The sequence below is a fragment of the Streptomyces sp. 840.1 genome, from assembly GCF_003751445.1.
In the GTDB taxonomy this organism is placed as follows: domain Bacteria; phylum Actinomycetota; class Actinomycetes; order Streptomycetales; family Streptomycetaceae; genus Streptomyces.
This window is the reverse complement of sequence record NZ_RJUU01000004.1, coordinates 75,034-96,500: the sequence shown is the minus strand read 5'-3', so window position 1 is coordinate 96,500 and position 21,467 is coordinate 75,034. Positions and strand designations below refer to the sequence as shown.

Genomic DNA, 21,467 nt, shown 5'->3' with positions numbered 1-21,467 from the left:
GCTGTGTCTGCTAACGACACCCACAACGACGCCACCGGCAGCGAGGGCAGGCTCCGCGACTACCTGCGCCGTGCCATGACCGAACTGCACGAGACCCGAGAGAAGCTGCGCGCGGTCGAGGAGCGCGGCAGCGAACCCATCGCGATCGTGGGGATGGCGTGCCGTTTCCCGGGTGGGGTGGGTTCTCCGGAGGGGTTGTGGGAGTTGGTGTCGTCGGGGGTGGATGCGGTGTCGCCGTTCCCGGGTGACCGTGGTTGGGATGTGGAGTCGCTGTTTGACCCGGAGCCGGGTGTTGCGGGGCGTTCGTATGTGCGTGAGGGGGGTTTCCTTCATGGTGCGGGTGGGTTCGATGCGGGGTTCTTCGGTATTTCGCCGCGTGAGGCGGTGGCGATGGATCCGCAGCAGCGGTTGTTGTTGGAGACGTCGTGGGAGGCGTTGGAGCGGGCGGGTGTTCCGGCGGATTCGCTGAAGGGCTCCCGCACCGGCGTCTTCGTCGGATCGATGTACCACGACTACGGAACCGACCGGGCCGCCCACGGCGAGGACGCCGGCGGCTACGGCGGCACCGGCAGCTCCGGCAGTGTGGTCTCCGGTCGCATCTCCTATGCGCTGGGTCTCGAAGGCCCGGCGGTCACGGTCGATACGGCTTGTTCCTCCTCGCTGGTGGCCCTTCACCTCGCCGCCCAGTCACTGCGCTCCGGCGAGTGCGACCTCGCCCTCGCCGGCGGCGTCACCGTCATGGCCACACCCAGCACCTTCGTGGAGTTCTCGCAGCAGCGGGGGCTGGCTTCGGACGGTCGGTGCAAGGCGTTCGCGGACGCCGCCGACGGCACGGGGTGGGCCGAGGGTGTGGGTGTGCTGTTGGTGGAGCGGTTGTCGGATGCGGTGGCTGCGGGGCGTCGGGTGCTGGCGGTGGTGCGGGGTTCGGCGGTGAATCAGGACGGTGCGAGCAATGGTCTGACGGCGCCGAATGGGCCTTCGCAGCAGCGGGTGATCAGGGCGGCTCTGGCCAGTGCCGGTCTGGGGGTTGCGGATGTGGACGCGGTCGAGGCGCACGGCACGGGGACCCGGTTGGGTGACCCGATCGAGGCGCAGGCCTTGCTGGCCACCTACGGGCGGCGCTCGGCGGAGCAGCCGCTGTGGCTGGGCTCGTTGAAGTCGAACATCGGTCACGCGCAGGCCGCTGCGGGTGTGGGTGGTGTCATCAAGATGGTGATGGCGCTCCAGGAGGGTGTGCTGCCCCGGACGTTGCACGTGGACGCCCCGTCCTCACAGGTCGACTGGGACGCAGGCGCGGTTTCCCTCCTCACCGAGTCGCGTCCGTGGCCGGAGACCGGACGTTCGCGCCGCGCGGGGGTCTCCGCGTTCGGCGTGAGCGGGACCAACGCCCACGTCATCCTGGAGCAGGCTCCTGTTACGGAACCCGCCGACGACACCCCGATCCGTGAGTTGCCGGTGGTTCCGTTGGTGGTGTCCGCGAAGTCGGCAGCCGCCCTGGAAGCGCAGTCTTCCCGGTTGCGTGCCCGGATGGAGACGGATCCTGCGCTGCGTCCGCTGGATGTGGGTGTGAGTCTTGCTGCCGGGCGTTCGCATCTGGAGCACCGCTCGGTCTCCTTCGGTGATCTGAAGGTCGAGGGTGTGGCCGGCGAGACGGGGCGTCGGGTGTTGGTGTTCCCGGGTCAGGGGACGCAGTGGGTGGGGATGGGTGCGGGGCTGTTGGAGTCTTCGCCTGTGTTTGCTGCTCGGTTGCGTGAGTGTGCGGATGCGTTGGCGCCGTTTGTTGATTTTGATGTGGTTGAGGTGGTGCGTGCGGGGGGTTCGTTGGATGGTGTGGGTGTGGTGCAGCCGGTGACGTGGGCTGTGATGGTGTCGTTGGCCGAGTTGTGGCGTTCCTTTGGTGTTGTTCCGGATGCGGTGGTGGGGCATTCGCAGGGTGAGATCGCGGCGGCTGCTGTTTCGGGGGCGTTGTCTCTTGAGGATGCGGCTCGTGTGGTGGCGTTGCGGGCGGGTGTGATCGGCCGTGAGCTGGCCGGCCTCGGCGGTATGGCGTCGATTCCTTTGCCGTTGGCGGAGGTCGAGGAGCGTCTTGCCGGTGCTGGGTGGGCGGGTCGGCTGAGTGTGGCCGCCGTTAACGGCCCTTCCAGCACGGTGGTGTCCGGTGACGCGGACGCGATCACGGAGATCGTGGCCGCGTATAAGGGTGAGGGGGTGCGGGCTCGTCAGGTTCCGGTGGATTATGCGTCGCACTCCGCGCATGTGGAGCGGATCGAGACCGAGCTCCTCGACGTCCTTTCCCCGATTACGCCGCGCCGTTCTCAGGTTCCGTTCTATTCGACGGTGACCGGTGAGCTGGTTGATACGACGGTGCTGGACGCCGCGTATTGGTACCGCAATCTTCGGCAGACGGTTCGTTTCGAGGAGACGGTCCGGCTGCTCCTGGATCGGGGCTTCGGGACCTTCGTCGAATCCAGTGCGCATCCGGTGCTGGGTATCGGTATTCAGGAGAGTGCTGATGCGGCCGGGGTCGATGTGCTGGCCGGTGGTTCGTTGCGGCGTGATGAGGGTGGCTGGGAGCGTTTCCTGACCTCGGCCGCCGAGTTGTTCGTCCGTGGCGTCGACATCGACTGGAGCGTCCTCTTCGACGGCACCGGGGCCAGGATCGTCGACCTGCCCACCTACGCCTTCCAGCACGAGCACTACTGGCTGGAGAAGACGGCTGCTCCCGCAGTCGCCGCCGCCGAGGCCTCCGGTCCCGCAACCTGGCGCTACCGCACCACCTGGAAGGGCCTGAGCGCCAAGGACCCCGCCGCCCGCCTCTCCGGGCGCTGGCTCCTCGTCCTCCCCGAGGCACTCACCGGTTCCCCGGCCGCCGAGTCCGCCCGACAGGCACTGGCCGCCCGGGGCGCCACCGTCGAGCCGTTCGCCGTGAACCCGGCCACCGCCGACCGGTCCCTGCTGCGGGCCCGGTTCGCCGAGTCCGCCGACCGGGCCGGGACCGAGCCGCTCACCGGCATCCTGTCCCTCCTCGCCCTCGCGGAGGGCACGCACCCCGACCACCCGGCCGTCCCGCTGGGCCTCGCCAGCACCCTCACCCTCGCCCAGGCCGCTGCCGACGCCGGCACCGAGGCCCGGCTGTGGGCCGTCACCTTCGGCGCCGCGGCCGTGTCCCCCGCCGAGACCCCGTCCCCCGTACAGGCCCAGGTCTGGGGCCTCGGACGGGTCGCCGCCCTCGAACTCCCCGTCTGCTGGGGCGGACTCGCGGACCTGCCGGCCGACGCCGACGCCCGCGCCTTCCAGCAGCTGGCCGGCATCCTCGCCGCCCCGGGCACCGACGACCAGGTCGCCGTCCGCGCCTCCGGCACGTACGGCCGCCGCCTGATCCAGGCGCCGGCCGCACCGGCCGCCGCCGTCACCCGCCCGCGCGGCACCGTCCTCGTCGTCGGCGACATCGCCGCCGTGGCCGGCCCGCTCGCCCGCCGCCTGCTGACCGGCGGCGCCGAACGGATCGTCCTCGCCGGGCTCACCGGCACCCTCACGGACGAGACCGCCGGGACCGAAGGGCCGCTCGCCGGCCTGGCCGACCGCACCACCGTCCTTCCCTGCGCGCTCGACGACCAGGACGGGCTTCGTGCACTCCTGGCCGAGCACACCCCTACCGCCGTCTACGTCGCCCCGCCGACGACCCCCCTCACCCTGCTCACCGAGACCACGATGGAGGGCTTCGCCGCCTCCGTCGCGGCCAAGACCGACCTCGCCACCCGCCTCGACGCCCTGCTGGCGGACGCGGAACTCGACGCGTTCGTCGTCTTCTCCTCCGTCGCCGGTGTCTGGGGCGGCGCGGGCCAGGGCGGCTACGCGGCCGGAACGGCGTACCTCGACGCCCTCGCCGAGGGCCGCCGCAGCCGCGGACTGCCCGCCGCCTCCGTGGCCTGGACCCCCTGGCAGAGCGTCGCCGTCGGCCCCGCCGCCGAGCAGCTGTTCCGTACCGGCCTGTCCTTCCTCGACCCGGAGCGCGCCCTCGACGTGCTCGACGGGATCGTCGGACGCGGCGAGACCGGCATCGCCGTCGCCGACATCGACTGGGAGCGCTTCGAGCCCGCGTACACCGCCGCCCGGCCCTCGGCCCTCCTCGACGAACTGCCCGTCGTCCAGCGGCTCCGGGCCGCCGAGCGGGCCGCCGCCGACGAGCGGGACAGCAGCGGCACCGGCCTCGCGGCAGCCCTGCGCGACAAGACCGACCAGGAACGGCAGCGCGAGCTGGTGCGCCTCGTGCGCACACACGTCGCCGCCGTGCTCGGCCACGCCACCGGCGACGGCATCGCCTCCGAACGGCCCTTCAAGGAACTGGGCTTCAACTCGGTCACCGCGGTCGAACTCCGCAACCGGCTCCGGGAGGCCACCGGCCTGAGCCTGGCCCCCTCGCTCGTCTTCGACCACCCCACCACCGAGGCCGTCGCCCGCCACCTCGGCGAGCTGGCCGGCGGGGTGCGGGAACCCGACACAGCGGCCCCGTTCGCCACCACGCCCGCCGGCGGCGACAGCGAGCCCATCGCCATCGTCTCCATGGCCTGCCGCTTCCCCGGCGGCATCAACACGCCCGACGAACTGTGGCAGCTCGTGACCCACGGCGGCGACGCCATCACCACCTTCCCCACCAACCGGGGCTGGGACCTCGACGGGCTGTACGACCCGGACCCCGAGGCCCAGGGCCGCACCTACGTCCGTGAGGGCGGGTTCCTCCACGAGGCCCCCGACTTCGACCCGGAGTTCTTCGGGATCTCCCCGCGCGAGGCCCTCGCCATGGACCCGCAGCAGCGGCTCCTGCTCGAAACCTCCTGGGAGGCCTGCGAACGCGCCGGATTCGACCCGAACGTCCTGCGCGGCACCCGCACCGGCGTGTTCGTCGGCACCAACGGCCAGCACTACATGCCGCTGCTGCAGAACAGCGAGGAGGACTTCGACGGCTACCTCGGCACCGGCAACTCCGCCAGTGTCATGTCCGGCCGCCTCTCGTACGTCTTCGGCCTCGAAGGCCCCGCCGTCACCGTCGACACCGCCTGCTCGGCCTCGCTGGTCGCCCTGCACCTGGCCGTCCAGTCGCTGCGCCGGGGCGAGTGCGGCATGGCCCTGGTCGGCGGTGCCACCGTCATGTCGACCCCGGAAATGCTGGTCGAGTTCTCCCGCCAGCGCGTCATGTCCCCCTCCGGGCGCTCCCGCGCCTTCGCGTCGGGCGCCGACGGCGTCGCCCTCGGCGAGGGCGCCGGCATGCTCCTCGTCGAACGGCTCTCCGACGCCGAGCGCAACGGGCACCCGGTGCTCGCCGTCATCCGAGGCTCCGCCGTCAACCAGGACGGCGCCAGCAACGGCCTCACCGCCCCCAACGGCCCCTCCCAGCAGCGCGTCATCCGCCAGGCCCTCGCCGACGCCGGACTGCGCCCCGAGGACGTCGACGCCGTCGAGGCGCACGGCACCGGAACCGAGCTCGGCGACCCCATCGAGGCCCAGGCCGTACTGGCCACCTACGGCGAGGCCCGGCCCGCCGACGACCCGCTGTGGCTCGGCTCGGTCAAGTCCAACATCGGTCACACCCAGGCCGCCGCAGGTGTGGCAGGCGTCATCAAGATGGTCCTCGCCCTGCGCGGCAGCACACTGCCCCGCACCCTCCACGTGGACGAGCCGACCCAGCGGGTCGACTGGACCACGGGAGCGGTGTCCCTGCTCACCGACGACGTGCCCTGGCCCGAGCGCGCCACCGCGCGCCGCGCCGCCGTGTCCGCCTTCGGTATCAGCGGCACCAACGCTCACGTCATAGTCGAGGAGGCGCCGCGCTCCGACACCGCGGCCGGTCCCGCCGACGACAGCGCCCAGGACGAGGGCCGGGCCACGGACTGGTGGGACGAGGTCACCGTCCCGCTGCTGTTCTCGGCCCGCTCCGACTCGGCCCTGCGCGCCCAGGCCGCCCGGCTGCGCGCCGGGCTCGTCGAGCACCCCGGCATGCACCCCGCCGACGCCGGCTACACCCTGGTCGCGGCCCGCTCCCGCTTCGAGCACCGGGCCGCCGTCATCGGCGAGAGCCGTGAGGAACTCCTCGACGCCCTCAACTCCCTCGCCCAGGACCGGCCGCACCTGGCCGTGCTCCGGGGCACCGCCGGTCCCGGCGACCGCATCGCGTTCGTCTTCCCCGGCCAGGGCTCCCAGTGGCCCGCCATGGCCGAGGGCCTACTCGACCGCTCGCCGGCCTTCCGCGAGTCCGCGCAGGCCTGCGACGCCGCCCTGCGTTCGTACCTCGACTGGTCCGTCATGGACGTGCTGCGGCAGGTGCCCGGCGCCCCCGCGCTCAGCCGCGTCGACGTGGTCCAGCCCGTGCTGTTCACGATGATGGTGTCCCTGGCCGAGGCCTGGCGGGCCATCGGGGTGCACCCCGACGCCGTCGTCGGCCACTCCCAGGGCGAGATCGCCGCCGCGTACGTCTCCGGCGGCCTCTCCCTCGACGACGCCGCCCGGATCGTGGCCCTGCGCAGTCAGGCCTGGCTGACCCTGGCCGGCAAGGGCGGCATGCTCGCCGTGTCCCTGCCCGCCGAGCAGATACGTGTCCGCCTCGCGCGGTTCGGCGACCGGCTGTCCGTCGCCGCCGTCAACAGCCCCGGCACCGCCGCCGTCGCGGGCGACCCCGAATCCCTCCGCGAACTCCTGGAGGAGCTCACCGCCGAGGGCATCCACGCCCGCGCCATCCCCGGCGTCGACACCGCCGGGCACTCCGCCCAGGTCGACGCCCTCAAGGACCACCTCATGGAGGTCCTGGCACCGGTCTCCCCGCGCACCGGGCAGATCCCCTTCTACTCCACCGTCACCGGCGGACTCCTCGACACCACCGCCCTCGACAGCGCGTACTGGTACCGGAACATGCGCGAGCCCGTCGAGTTCGAGCTGGCCACCCGCTCCCTCATCGCGGACGGCTACGAGGTCTTCCTGGAGCCCAGCCCGCACCCGATGCTCGCCACCTCCGTGCAGGAGACCGCCGCCGACGTCGGCGGGCGGGCCGCCGTGCTCGGCACCCTGCGCCGGGAGAAGGGCGGCGCCCGCTGGTTCGGCGCCGCGCTCGGCATGGCCCACATCAGCGGGGTCGAGATCGACGCCGACGCCCTCTTCGGCACCGACTCCCGCCGCGTCGATCTGCCCACCTACCCCTTCCAGCGCAAGCGCTACTGGTACCACGCACCCGCCCGCCGCGGCGACGCCGCCGGCATCGGCATCCGCGAGGCCGGCCACCCGCTGCTCGGCGCCGGCGTCGAACTCCCCGAGTCCGGCTCGGTCGCCTACACCGCCCGGCTCGGCTCCGACACCCAGCCGTGGCTGGCCGACCACGCCCTCATGGGTACGGCTCTGCTGCCCGGCGCCGCCCTGGTCGACCTCGCCCTGTGGGCCGGCCGCCAGCACGGCTGCAACCGCCTCGACGAGCTGATCCTGCAGGCGCCCGTGGTCCTCCCCGACAACGGCGCCGTCGAGCTGAACCTGCTCGTCACCGCCGCCGCCGACGACGGCAGGCGCACCCTCACCGTCCACTCCCGCGAGGCCGGCGCCGACCCGGGCTCCCCGTGGCGCCGCCACGCCGAGGCCGTCGTCGCCCCCGCCGAGGACGCACCCGCCCCCGTCGGCCCGGCCGTATGGCCCCCGGCAGCCGCCCGGCCCGCCGACACCGACCCCGAAGCCTTCTACGAACGGTTCACCGACCGGGGCTACGACTACGGCCCGCTCTTCCGGGGCTTCTCCACCGGCTGGGCCGAAGGCACCACCGTCCACGCCGAGGTCGCCCTCCCGCCGCAGGCCGGCGACGCCACCGCCGGCTTCGGACTGCACCCCGCGCTCTTCGACGCCGCCCTGCAGGCCATGAACCTCGGGTCGTTCTTCCCCGAGGACGGCAAGGCCCGCATGCCGTTCGCCGTGCGTGGCGTCCGCCTGTACACAGAGGGCGCCGCCCGGCTGCGCGTCAGCATCTCCCCGGCCGGCGCCGAGGCGGTGCGCCTGCTGTGCACCGACGAATCCGGCCGGCCCGTCCTCTCCGTCGACGAACTCGTCGTACGGACCGTCTCCGACGACCAGTTCGCCGTCGGCCCCGAGGGCCGCGCCAAGCGCAACGGCGCCCTGTACGAGGTCGACTGGCAGCCGCTGCCCGCCGCCCCGGCCCTGCCCGTACGCAGGATCGCCGTCGTCGGCGACGACCACGCCAAGGTCGCCTCCGCGCTGGAGACCACCGGCACCTCCTGCGACTGGTACCCGGGCCTGGACGAACTGTTCGAAGCCGCCGCCGCCGGACAGGCGCCGGACACCGCCGTCGTCTCCTTCCCGCACCTGCCCCGCCCCGACGCGCCCTCCGCGCACACCACCGCCCACCGGGCCCTGGACCTCGCCCAGACCTGGCTGGAACACGGCAGCGCCCTCACCGCCACCACCCTCGCCCTGGTGACCCGGGGCGCCGTCGCCGCAGGCGCCGACGACGAACTCGACGATCCCGCCGCAGCCACCGTCTGGGGCCTGATCCGCTCCGCCCAGTCCGAGGAGCCCGGCCGCTTCGCCCTGCTCGACGTGGACACCGACTCCGTCAACGGCACCGCCCTGGCCGCCGCCCTCGCCTGCGGCGAACCCCAGGCCGCCGTCCGAGGCACCGGCGTCCGCGTCCCCAGGCTCGCCAGGCCCGGCACCGACGCCGCCCGGGGCGACACCCTCGTACCGCCCGTCGACACCACCGCCTGGCGGCTCACCACCAGCGGCACCGGAACCATGGAGGGGCTGCGCCTCGCCGAAGCGCCCGACACCCTGGGCGAACTCCGGGACGGGCAGGTGCGCGTCTCCGTACGCGCCGCCGGGCTCAACTTCCGCGACACCCTCATCGCCCTCGGCATGTACCCGGGCGAAGGCGTCATGGGAGCCGAGGGCGCGGGCGTCGTCACCGAGGTCGGGCCCGGCGTGACCGGACTCGCCCCCGGCGACCGCGTCCTCGGCATGTGGACCGGCGGCTTCGGCCCGTACGCGATCGCCGACCACCGCATGGTCGCCCCGATCCCCTCCGGCTGGACCTACGCCGAGGCCGCGTCCGTGCCCGCCGTGTTCCTCACCGCCCAGTACGCCCTGACCCGCCTCGCCAAGGCCGCACCCGGCCAGCGCGTCCTGATCCACGCCGCCGCCGGCGGCGTCGGCATGGCAGCCCTCCAGCTGGCCCGCCACCACGGACTGACCGTGTACGCCACGGCCGGCACCGGCAAGTGGGACACCCTGCGACGCCTCGGCCTCGGCGACGAGGCGATCTCCGACTCCCGCACCCTGAAGTTCGCCGACGAGTTCCTCGCCGAGACCGGCGGCAAGGGCGTGGACATCGTCCTCAACTCCCTCGCCGGCGACTTCGTCGACGCAGGTCTGCGGCTGCTCCCCGGAGGCGGTCACTTCCTGGAGCTCGGCAAGGCCGACGTCCGCGACCCGCAGCAGATCGCCGCCGACCACCCCGGCACCGTCTACCAGGCCTTCGACCTGGTGCAGGCCGGTCCCGAGACCGTCGGCGAGATGCTCCGCGAACTGCTCACCCTCTTCGAGGCCGGGGTCCTGAAGCCCCTGCCGCTGACGGTCTACGAGATCCGGCACGCCCGCGAGGCGTTCCGCACCCTCAGCCAGGCCCGGCACACCGGCAAGCTCGTCCTCACCCTGCCGCCGTCCTTCGGGCCGTACGGCACCGTCCTGGTCACCGGCGGCACCGGCACCCTCGGCAGCATTGCCGCCCGCCACCTGGTCGCCGAGCACGGCGTCCGCCACCTCGTGCTCGCCGGCCGCCAGGGCATCGAGGCCGAGGGCGCCCGCGACCTCGCCGCCGAACTGACCGCCCTGGGCGCCGAGGTCGCCGTACGGGCCTGCGACGCGGCCGACCGCGAACAGCTCGCCGCGCTCCTCGCGGACATACCGCAGGACCAGCCGCTGACCGCCGTGGTCCACACCGCCGGCGTCCTCGCCGACGGCACCCTGCCCACACTCACCCCCGAGGGCCTGGACACCGTCCTGCGGCCCAAGGTCGACGCCGTGCTCAACCTGCACGAACTGACCCGCGACCTCGACCTGTCCGCCTTCGTCCTCTACTCCTCGTCCTCCGCACTCTTCGGCAGCCCCGGCCAGGGCGGCTACGCGGCGGCCAACGCCTTCCTCGACGCCTTCGCCGGCTACCGCCGCTCCCTCGGCCTGCCGGCCGTGTCCCTCGCCTGGGGACTGTGGTCCAGCAGCAGCCGCATGGCCGGACACCTCGACCAGAGCGGAATGCACCGCCGGCTCGCCCGAGGAGGCGTCATGCCCCTCACCGACGCCGAGGGGCTCGCGCTCTTCGACGCCGCGCAGGCCGTCGACAGCCCCCTCCAGGTCCCGATCCGGCTCAACCACGCGGCCCTGCGCGCAGCCGGCCCCGTTCCCGCCTTCCTCGGCTCGCTCGTCGGCGGCACGGAGAACCGGACCGACCGGCCCAGCCAGGACAGCCCCGAGCAGACCCTCGCCGACCGGCTCGCCGGCCTGGCCCCCCAGGAGCAGCAGGAACTGGTCCTGGAAACCGTACGGATCCACGCCGCGGCCGTGCTCGGCCACGGCGGACCGGAAGGCATCATCGTCGACCGGGCATTCAAGGTGCTCGGGTTCGACTCCCTCACCGCCGTCGAGATGCGCAACAGGCTGGCCGAGGCCACCGGTCTGCGCCTTGCGGCCACCCTGGTCTTCGATCACCCGACCCCGGAGGCCCTCGCCACGCACCTGCGCCGCGAACTGGCGCCCGAGGACGGGACCGCACCCGAGGCCGCCACGGACGCGCGCGGCACCTCCGTCATGGCGGAACTCGACCGCCTGGAGGCCCTGTTCGGTGCCCTCGCCGGACAGACCGCCGACGGCACCGCCACCCCCGACGAAACAGCGCACAAGGAGATCGCCAACCGGCTCACCGCCCTCACCGGCCTGTGGGGCGGAATCGGCGGCGGACCCGGCAGCACGCATCCAGCGGACGCGAAGGCCGAATCGGTGGCCGAGTCCATCGAGGACGCCGACGACGACGAGATCTTCGCATTCATCGACGAGCGGTTCTGAACCGCACAGCACGTGACGGGTGACGAGACATGGCGAACGAAGAGAAGCTCCGCGAGTACCTGAAGCGGACCACGACCGAACTGCACCGCACCAGCGAGCGCCTCAAGGAACTGGAGGCACGGGCCCACGAGCCGATCGCGATCGTCGGCATGGCCTGCCGCTTCCCCGGCGCCGGCTCCCCCGAGGACCTGTGGGACCTCGTGTCCGGCGGCACCGACGCGGTCTCGCCCTTCCCGGGCGACCGGGGCTGGGACGTCGAGGGGCTCTACGACCCCGACCCGGACGCGGCCGGCCGCTCGTACTGCCGCGAAGGCGGCTTCCTCGGGTCCGCCGGGGCCTTCGACCCGGGCTTCTTCGGGATCTCGCCCCGTGAGGCGGTGGCGATGGACCCGCAGCAGCGGCTCCTGCTCGAAACCTCCTGGGAGGCCCTGGAGCGCGCCGGGATCGACCCCCGGTCCCTGGCCGGGTCCCGCACCGGTGTGTTCGTCGGCGCCTGGGACGGCGGCTACACCTCCGGAGTGCACGAGCCCTCCGCACAGCTGGAGGGCGACCTGCTCACCGGCGGGGTGGTCAGCTTCACCTCGGGCCGCATCTCCTACACGCTGGGCCTCGAAGGGCCGTCCGTCTCCGTGGACACCGCCTGCTCCTCCTCCCTGGTGGCCCTCCACCAGGCCGCCCGGTCACTGCGCTCGGGCGAGTGCGACCTCGCTCTCGCCGGCGGCGTCACCGTCATGTCCACACCCGCCGTCTTCGTACAGTTCTCCCGCCAGCGCGGCGTGGCCGCCGACGGGCGCTGCAAGGCCTTCGCCGATGCCGCCGACGGGTTCGGCCCCGGAGAGGGCGCCGGCATCATCCTGGTGGAACGGCTCTCCGACGCCGTGCGCAAAGGTCACCGCGTCCTCGCGGTACTGCGGGGCTCGGCCGTCAACCAGGACGGCGCGAGCAACGGCCTCACCGCTCCCAGCGGCGCCGCCCAGCAGCGCGTCATCCGCCAGGCCCTCGCCGACGCGCAGGTCACCGCCGGCGACGTCGACGTGGTCGAGGCGCACGGTACCGGCACCAAGCTCGGCGACCCCATCGAGGTGCACGCCCTCATCGACACGTACGGCAGTGCGCACACCCCCGAACGACCGCTGTGGCTGGGCTCGTTGAAGTCGAACATCGGGCACACCCAGGCCGCCGCCGGTGTCGGCGGGGTCATCAAGATGGTGATGGCCCTGCAGGAGGGCGTGCTGCCGCAGACCTTGCATGTGGACGCCCCGTCCTCGCAGGTCGACTGGGAGGACGGCGTCGTCTCCCTCCTCACCGAGTCGCGTCCGTGGCCGGAGACCGGACGTTCGCGCCGTGCGGGCGTCTCCTCCTTCGGTGTGAGCGGGACCAATGCCCACGTGATTCTTGAGCAGGCTCCTGTGCCGGATGCGGCGGAGGAGTCGGTGGTTCGTGAGTTGCCGGTGGTTCCGTTGGTGGTGTCGGCGAAGTCGGGGGCGGCGCTCAAGGTCCAGGCGGAGCGGTTGCGGGCCCGTCTTGAGGTGGAGGGTGCGCCGCGTCTGCTGGATGTCGGGTATTCGCTGGTGACCTCGCGTTCGGTGTTCGAGCACCGTCAGGTCACGCTCGGGTCCCGGATCGTCGAGGACTCGGTGGGTCCGGTGGGGCGTCGGGTGTTGGTGTTCCCGGGTCAGGGGACGCAGTGGGTGGGGATGGGTGCGGGGCTGTTGGAGTCCTCGCCGGTGTTCGCTGCCCGGTTGCGTGAGTGTGCGGATGCGTTGGCGCCGTTTGTTGATTTTGATGTGGTTGAGGTGGTGCGTGCGGGGGGTTCGCTGGACGATGTGGGTGTGGTGCAGCCGGTCACGTGGGCTGTGATGGTGTCGCTCGCTGAGTTGTGGCGTTCGTTCGGGGTTGTTCCGGATGCGGTGGTGGGGCACTCCCAAGGAGAGATCGCGGCCGCTGCCGTGTCGGGGGCGTTGTCTTTGGAGGACGCGGCTCGTGTGGTGGCGTTGCGGGCGGGTGTGATCGGCCGTGAGCTGGCCGGCCTCGGCGGCATGGCGTCGATTCCGTTGCCGTTGGCGGAGGTCGAGGAGCGTCTTGCCGGGGTGGAGTGGGTCGGTCGGTTGAGTGTGGCGGCGGTGAATGGTCCGTCGAGCACGGTGGTGTCCGGTGATGCCGATGCGATCACGGAGATCGTGGCCGCGTATAAGGGTGAGGAGGTGCGGGCTCGGCAGGTGCCGGTGGACTACGCGTCGCACTCCGCGCATGTGGAGCGGATCGAGACCGAACTCCTCGACGTCCTGGCTCCGATCACGCCGCGTCGTTCGGAGATTCCGTTCTATTCGACGGTGACCGGTGAGCTGGTTGATACGACGGTGCTGGACGCCGCGTATTGGTACCGGAATCTTCGGCAGACGGTTCGTTTCGAGGAGACGGTCCGGCTGCTCCTGGATCGGGGCTTCGGGACGTTCATCGAGTCCAGTGCGCATCCTGTGCTGATCATGGGTATTCAGGAGACCGCCGAGGGCAGGGATGTCCTGGCCGGTGGTTCGTTGCGGCGTGATGAGGGTGGCTGGGAGCGTTTCCTGACCTCGGCCGCCGAGTTGTTCGTCCGTGGCGTCGACATCGACTGGGGTGTCCTCTTCGACGGCACCGGAGCCAGGGTTGTCGACCTGCCCACCTACGCTTTCCAGCACAAGGACTACTGGCTGGAGCCCTCCGCCCGGTCCGCGCCCGCCGCCGACCCGACCGGTACGGACTCCTGGCGCTACCGCACCACCTGGAAGGGCCTCGCGGAGCCGGTATCCGCCACCGCCCCCGACCTCTCCGGGCGCTGGCTCCTCGTCCTCCCCGAAGGCCCGGACGCCGACGCGGACGCGTTCGCCGACGCGGCCGAGGCCACCCTCGTCCGGCACGGTGCCCGCATCGAACGCCTGACCCTCGACGCGCACACCGCCACCCGCGAGACCCTGACCGGCCTGCTCACCGCGTACAAGAGCGGCGAGGAGACCGCAGGAGGCACCGCCCGGCCCGTCGACGGCATCCTCTCCCTCCTCGGAACCGACCGGCGACCACACCCCGAGAGCCCCGAGTTGGCCCTCGCCGTGCTCGGCACCGCCCTCCTCGCGCAGGCAGCGGCCGACGCCGGCCTCACCGCGAAGCTCTGGGCCGTGACCCGTGGCGCCGTCGCCGTCTCGCCCGCCGAACGGCCCGGCTCCGAAGGCGCACAGGTCTGGGGACTCGGCCGAGGCATCGCACTGGAGCACCCCCTCCTCTGGGGCGGCCTGGTCGACCTGCCCGAGGCCCCCGACGCACGCGCCTGGCAGCGGCTGGCCGCCGCCCTGGCGGGAATCGCCGACGAGGACCAGATCGCCGTCCGCGCCTCCGGCAGCTACGGCCGCCGGCTCGTTCCCGCTGCCGGCGTCCCCGCCCGCCGCACCTACACCCCCCGGGGCACTGTCCTGGTGACGGGTGGTACCGGTGCTCTCGGTGCTCATGTCGCGCGTTGGCTCGCGGGGGCCGGGGCCGGGCATCTGGTGCTGACCGGGCGCCGCGGTCCGGATGCTCCCGGGTCTGCCGGGCTGGCCGAGGAGTTGCGTGCCCTGGGTGTCGAAGTCACCCTCGCCGCCTGTGACGTGTCCGACCGCGAGGCGCTGGCCGCCCTCCTCGACGCCCACCCGCCCACCGCCGTCTTCCACACCGCCGGCGTCCCGCACTCGGCCGCCTTCCTCGACACCGACGCCCACTCCCTCGCCGAGGTGTACGCGGGCAAGGTTGCCGGTGCCCAGCACCTGCACGAGCTGACACGCACCCGGGAACTCGACGCGTTCGTCCTGTACGCCTCCGGGGCCGGAGTCTGGGGCAGCGGCGGCCAGAGCGCCTACGGCGCGGCGAACGCCGCGCTCGACGCGCTCGCCGAACGGCGCCGCGCCGACGGCCTGCCCGCCACCTCCGTGGCCTGGGGCCTGTGGGGCGGCGGCGGCATGGGCGAGGGCGCCGGCGAGGAGTTCCTCAGCAGCCGAGGACTGCGGGCCATGGACCCCGTAAGGGCCGTGCAGGCCCTGGCACGGGCTCTGGACCGCGAGGACGGCTGCGTCGCGCTCGCCGACATGGACTGGCCGCTCTTCGCCAAGGGGTTCACGACGTTCCGCCCCAGCCCGCTGATCGGCGAACTGCCCGGCGTGGGCGGATCCGGCGGCGACGGAACCGCCGGGGCGTCCGGCGGGCAGCCCGACGGAGCCGGGGCGGACGGGCTGCCCGCCCGGCTCGCCGCAGCCGGCCCCGCCGAGCGCTACGAGATCGTGCTCGACGAGGTCCGCGGCAGCGTCGCGGCCGTGCTCGGCCACACCGGACCCGAGGACGTCGACCCCGAAGAGGCGTTCAAGGACCTCGGGTTCAGCTCCCTCACCGCAGGCGAGCTGGCGGGCCGGCTCAGCCGCGCCTGCGGCCGCAAGCTGCCCCCCACCCTGGTCTTCGACCACCCCACCGCCGCCGCCATGGCCGCCCATCTGGCCGAAGTCCTCAGCCCGGCCGCCCCAGCAGGCACCGGTACCCCCGAGGAGCAGCGGATCCGGGCCGCCCTGGCCACGATCCCGCTGGGCGTGCTGCGCGAGGCGGAGCTGCTGGACACGCTGCTCGCCCTGGCCTCCGCGGCGCCCGGTACGGCGGCGCCCGAGCGGTTCTCAGGCGGCGGCGGGTTCGATGGGGCGGACCGGTTCGGCGCCGCCCGCGCAAGCGGCGACCTCGACGAGATCGCCGCCCTCGACGAACTCGACGAACTCGACGAGGCCGCGCTGATCGAGCTGGCGCTGCGCGACGCGGCCTGAGCCGTACCCCAGCCGGCGGCCGCGAGAACGCCGCTCCGTCCGAACGCAGCTCCGCCCGACTCAGAGAGGGGCCCCACCGATGGCCATGTCCTCCGAAAAGCTCATGGAGGCGCTCCGGACCTCGCTCAAGGAGACCGAGCGGCTGCGCCGGCGCAACCGGGAGCTGACCGCGGCCGCCCACGAGCCCGTCGCAGTCGTCGGCATGGCCTGCCGGTATCCGGGCGGAGCCGACTCCGCCGAGGCACTCTGGGAGCTGGTCGCCTCCGGGACGGACGCCGTCGCGCCCTTCCCGGAGGACCGCGGCTGGGACCTCGAAGGGCTCTACGACCCGGACCCCGAGTCGCCCGGAACCACCTACTGCAACCAGGGCGGATTCCTCGCCGGCGCAGCCGACTTCGACGCCGCGTTCTTCGGGATCTCGCCGCGCGAGGCCGTCGTCATGGACCCCCAGCAGCGGCTGCTCCTCGAGGTGTCCTGGGAGGCCCTGGAACGTACCGGCCTCGACCCGCGCACCCTGCGCGGGACCGGTACGGGCGTCTACATCGGTGCCGCCCACGCCGAGTACGCCACCGATCTGGACCGGGTGCCCGCAGGCTCCGAGGGCTACCTCCTGACCGGCAGCGCCGACGCCGTGCTCTCCGGCCGGATCAGCTACGTCCTCGGACTTGAGGGCCCGGCCCTGACGGTGGAGACGGCCTGCTCCTCCTCGCTGGTCGCCATGCACCTGGCCGTCGCCGCCCTGCGCCGCGGGGAGTGCGGCCTCGCACTGGCCGGCGGCGCGGCCGTCATGCCCGACGCCGCCGCGTTCGTCGAGTTCTCCCGGCAGAAGGGCCTCGCGGCGGACGGCCGCTGCAAGGCCTTCTCCGCAGACGCGGACGGCACCGGCTGGGCGGAGGGCGCCGGCGTGCTCGTACTGGAACGGCTCTCCGACGCCGAGCGCAACGGGCACCCGGTGCTCGCCGTCATCCGAGGCTCCGCCGTCAACCAGGACGGCGCCAGCAACGGCCTCACCGCCCCCAACGGCCCCTCCCAGCAGCGCGTCATCCGCCAGGCCCTCGCCGACGCCGGACTGCGCCCCGAGGACATCGACGCCGTCGAGGCGCACGGCACCGGCACCCAGCTCGGCGACCCCATCGAGGCCCAGGCCCTGCTCGACGTCTACGGACAGGGCCGCGAGGCGGACCGGCCCCTGTGGCTCGGCTCCCTCAAGTCCAACATCGGCCACTCGCAGGCCGCCGCAGGCGTCGGCGGCGTCATCAAGACCATCCAGGCCATGCGCCACGGACTGCTGCCCAGGACCCTGCACGCGGACACCCCCACCCCGCACGCCGACTGGTCCTCCGGCCGGGTACGGCTGCTGACCGAGCCGGTGGCCTGGCCGGCGGGCCCGCGCCCGCGCCGCGCCGGGATCTCCGCCTTCGGCGTCGGCGGTACGAACGCCCACCTGATCGTGGAGGAAGCGGCGCGGGACACCGAGGACGCGGCCGGTGCCGAAACCCCGGGCACGACTCCCGCAGCCTCCCCCGGGGACGGGCCGGGGGAGGAGCGGCCGACCGCCTGGTTCCTCTCCGGCCGTTCCGCCGAAGCCCTCCGGGCCCAGGCCGGCCGGCTGCACGCGCACCTCGCCGGAGCGGCCGCCGCCGGTGCCACCGCACAGGCCGTCGGCCACGCGCTGGCCACCACCCGCACAGCCTTCGAGCACCGGGCCGTCGTCCTCGGCAGCTCGTACGAGGAACTCACCCGCGCCCTGGGAACCCTCGCCGGGGGCGACCCCTCACCCTCCGTCGTCACGGGAGTGCGCCGCCGCGAGGCCAGGACAGCCTTCCTCTTCACCGGACAGGGCAGCCAGCGCCCCGGCATGGCCCGCGAACTGCGCGCTGCCCAACCGGTGTTCGCCGAAGCGCTGGACGCCGTCGCCGAACGCCTCGACCCGCACCTCGACCGCCCGCTCGCCGCCGTGCTCGACGCCGCCCCCGGCACCCCCGACGAAGCCCTGCTGCACCGGACCCAGTACGCACAGGCCGCCCTCTTCGCCGTCGAAACCGCCCTGTTCCGGCTGCTGGAGCACTGGGGCATGCGCCCCGACGTCGTCCTCGGCCACTCCGTGGGCGAGATCGCCGCCGCCCACGTGGCAGGCGTCCTCGGCCTCGACGACGCCTGCACCCTCGTAGCCGCACGCGGCCGGCTGATGCAGGCCCTCCCGGCCGGCGGCGCGATGCTGTCCGTACGGGCCGGCGAGGACGAGTTGGGCGAGCTCCTGGCCGGCCGCGAGGACGTCCTCGCCGTCGCCGCCGTCAACGGCCCCCGGTCCGTGGTTCTCTCCGGCACCGGGGAGGCCGTCGGACAGGCGGCGGAACTGCTCGCCGAACGGGACGTCAAAACCAAGCGCCTGACAGTCAGTCATGCCTTCCACTCCCCGCTCATGGACCCCATGCTGGAGGAGTTCCGGGCCCTGGCCGACGGGCTCTCGTACCGGGCACCCCGGATCCCCGTCATCTCCAACGTCACCGGACGCCGGGCCGCCGGCGACGACCTGCGCACCGGCGCCTACTGGGCCGGACACGTCCGCGCGGCGGTCCGCTTCGCAGACGGCGTGCGCACCGCCCGCGACCTGGGCGCGGCCACCTTCGTCGAACTCGGCCCCGACGGCGTTCTCTGCGGCATGGCCCAGGAGGTGCTGTCCGTCGACGACCCCGGTACGGAACCGGCCGCCATGGTCCCCGTACTGCGCCGAGGCCGCCCCGCGACCGCCACCCTGCTGCGGGCGGTGGCCACCGCCGCGACCCGGGGCGCCGCTCTCGACCGGGGACGGCTCTTCCCCACCGCCCCGGCCCGGCCGGTGCCGCTGCCCGTGTACGCCTGGCAGCACCGCCGGTACTGGATCGCCCCCACCCCCCGAGGCGGCGGACACGGCCCGGCCGGCGGACCGCGCCGCCACCACGTCACCTGGAGCCCGCTGCCCGCCCCCGCCGGCGCCCCCCTGACCGGCACCTGGCTGCTGGTCGAGTCCTCCGGAGCCGTCACCGACCACGCCGAGCGGGCCCTGCGCGCCCGGGGCGCCCACGTCCGGCGGCTCCCCGTCGGCCCAGGGCGGACCGACCGGGCCGCCCTCGCCGCACTGCTCACCGATGCCCGGAGCGACACAGCCGCTCCCGTCGAGGGGGTCCTCTCCCTGCTGGGCGCGGAGGACCGGGAGGAGCCCGCCACCGGTCTCGTCCCGGCCGCTGTCCGGGCCACGCTGTCCCTTGTCCAGGCGATGGCGGAGACGTCCATGACGGCCCGTCTCTGGTGCGCCACCCGAGGAGCCGTGGTTACCGCCCCCGGTGAGCGGCCGGGGCCGGCGGGGGCCCAGCTCTGGGGCCTCGGACGCGTCGCCGCGCTCGAACTCCCCACGCTGTGGGGCGGCCTGGTCGACCTGCCGGCGACCGCGACCGGAGCCGAACCCGGACAGGACGAGGCCTGGCGGCTGCTGGCCGGGGCCCTCGGCGGCGCCGAGGACCAGGTGGCCGTCCGCGGCTCCGGCACCCTCGGCCGCCGGCTCACAGCGGCCCCCGCGCCGCGTGTCCCCGGCCCGTACCGCCCCCGCGGCACCGTCCTGGTCACCGGCGGCACCGGAGCCCTCGGCGGCCACCTCGCCCGCCGGCTCGCCCGGGAGGGCGCCGAGCACCTGCTGCTCGTCACCCGGCGCGGGGCCCGGGCCCCCGGCGCGGCGGACCTGGAGGCCGACCTCCTCGCCCTCGGCGCCAAGGCCACCTTCGCGAGCTGCGACGTCGCCGACCGGGACGCGCTCGCCGCGCTCCTCGGACGGATCCCCTCCGACACCCCGCTGACCGCCGTCTTCCACGCCGCGGGCGTACCCCAGGTCAGCCCGCTGACCGAGACCGGACCCGAACTCGTCTCCGAGGTCTACGCCGGGAAGGTCGCCGGTGCCCAGCACCTCGACGAACTCACCCGGGACCTCGGCCTCGACGCCTTCGTCCTCTACTCCTCCGGCGCGGGGGTGTGGGGCAGCGCCGGGCAGTGCGCCTATGCCGCGGCGAACGCCGCGCTCGACGCGCTCGCCGAACGGCGCCGCGCCGACGGCCTGCCCGCCACCTCCGTGGCCTGGGGCCTGTGGGGCGGCGGCGGCATGGGCGACGGCGAGGGCGCCGCGTACCTGCGCCGCAGGGGAGTGCGCCCCATGGACCCGCAGGACGCCCTCACCGAACTCTTCCGCGCCGTCGCCGCCGGCGAGGCCCAGATCACTGTCACCGACACCGACTGGGAACGGTTCGCCCTCGGGTTCACCTCCCACCGGCCCAGCCCGCTCATCTCCGGCCTCGTCGTCCCCGCCGTCGTCCCCGTGGCCGCCGCCCCGGCCGCCGGCCACGGGGCCCCGGCCGGCCCCCGGCCGCGCGACCCGCGCCCCGGACTCGCCGCCCTCGGCCCCGCCGAACGCGCCGCAGCCGTCCGGACCCTGGTCCGCACCGAGGCCGCCGCCGTGCTCGGGTACGAGAGCCCCGACGAGATCGCCGCCGACGAGCCCTTCACCCTGACCGGGTTCGACTCCCTGGCCATCGGGCAGCTCCGGCGCCGGCTCGCCACCGCGGCCGCCACCGAACTGCAACCCGAGGCCTTCTACGACCACAACACCCCCGACCTGCTCGCCGCCCACCTGCTGGACCTCCTGCAGGACCCGGCCGGAGCGGCGGGCCCCCCGGCCGGGGGCGACGGCACCGGCGACATTACCCTGGTCGCCGTCTACCGCTCCGCGATCGCCGACAGCAGGGTCGCCGAGGCCGTCGAGGCACTCGGCGCCGTCTCCGCCCTGCGCCCGGTCTTCACCGACCCCGGACAGCAGCCCGTCACCCCCGTCCGGCTGACCGACGGACCCGCCGGGGACCGGGGACCGCTGCTCATCGCGGTCACCGGCACCACGGCCGTCTCCGGTCCGGCCGAATTCGCCGCCCTCGCCGCGGCCCTGGCCGGCCGCCGCACCGTGGCGGCGCTGCCCCACCCCGGCTTCCGGCCCGGCGAACTGCTGCCCGGCACCCTCGAAGCGCTGTGCGGGACCCACGCCGAGGCCATCGCCCGGTACGCCGCCGGCCGGCCGTACGCCCTGATCGGCCACTCCGCCGGAGCCAACGTCGCCCACGCGCTCACCCGGCACCTGGAGGCCCGGGGCACCGGCCCCGCCGCCCTGGTACTGGCCGACATCTACACCCCCAGCGCCCCCGGGGCCATGGGCACCTGGCGGGACGTCATGCTCCGCTGGGCCGCGGACCGCGCGGTCGTACCGCTCGACGACACCCGGCTCACCGCCATGGGCGCCTTCCACCGGCTGCTCCTGGACTGGACCCCCCGGCCCACCCGCGCCCCCGTCCTGCACCTGCGGGCCGGCGAACCCATGGCCGCGTGGACCGACCCGCTGACGGACTGGCGGTCCGTCTGGGACGGCGCCCGCACCGTCGCCGACGTACCCGGCAACCACTTCACGATGATGACCGAGCACGCCCCGGCCATGGCCCGCACCGTCGACGCCTGGCTCGACGCGCTGCCCGGCGGTGACCGATGACG

At 73.9% G+C, this 21,467-nt stretch carries 3 protein-coding genes; all 3 read left to right on the top strand.

What is annotated here, in order from left to right; all coding sequences use genetic code 11:
- The first annotated feature begins 3 nt into the window (after positions 1–3).
- The 3 genes from EDD93_RS38890 (at position 4) to EDD93_RS38880 (ending at position 21,465) form a co-directional block, all read left to right on the top strand.
- On the top strand, positions 4–11,100 hold the full coding sequence (locus tag EDD93_RS38890) for a type I polyketide synthase (RefSeq protein WP_260256160.1): 11,097 nt from the start codon (positions 4–6) through the stop codon (positions 11,098–11,100).
- A 29-nt stretch (positions 11,101–11,129) separates the two neighbouring features.
- A complete protein-coding gene (locus EDD93_RS38885) occupies positions 11,130–15,911 on the top strand; it encodes an SDR family NAD(P)-dependent oxidoreductase (RefSeq protein ID WP_123531780.1) in 4,782 nt (1,593 codons plus the stop codon).
- Between the two features lie 85 nt (positions 15,912–15,996).
- The gene (locus EDD93_RS38880) at positions 15,997–21,465 is read left to right on the top strand and encodes a type I polyketide synthase (protein ID WP_260256159.1); all 5,469 of its coding nucleotides are present in this window, start codon (positions 15,997–15,999) and stop codon (positions 21,463–21,465) included.
- Positions 21,466–21,467: the final 2 nt, after the last annotated feature.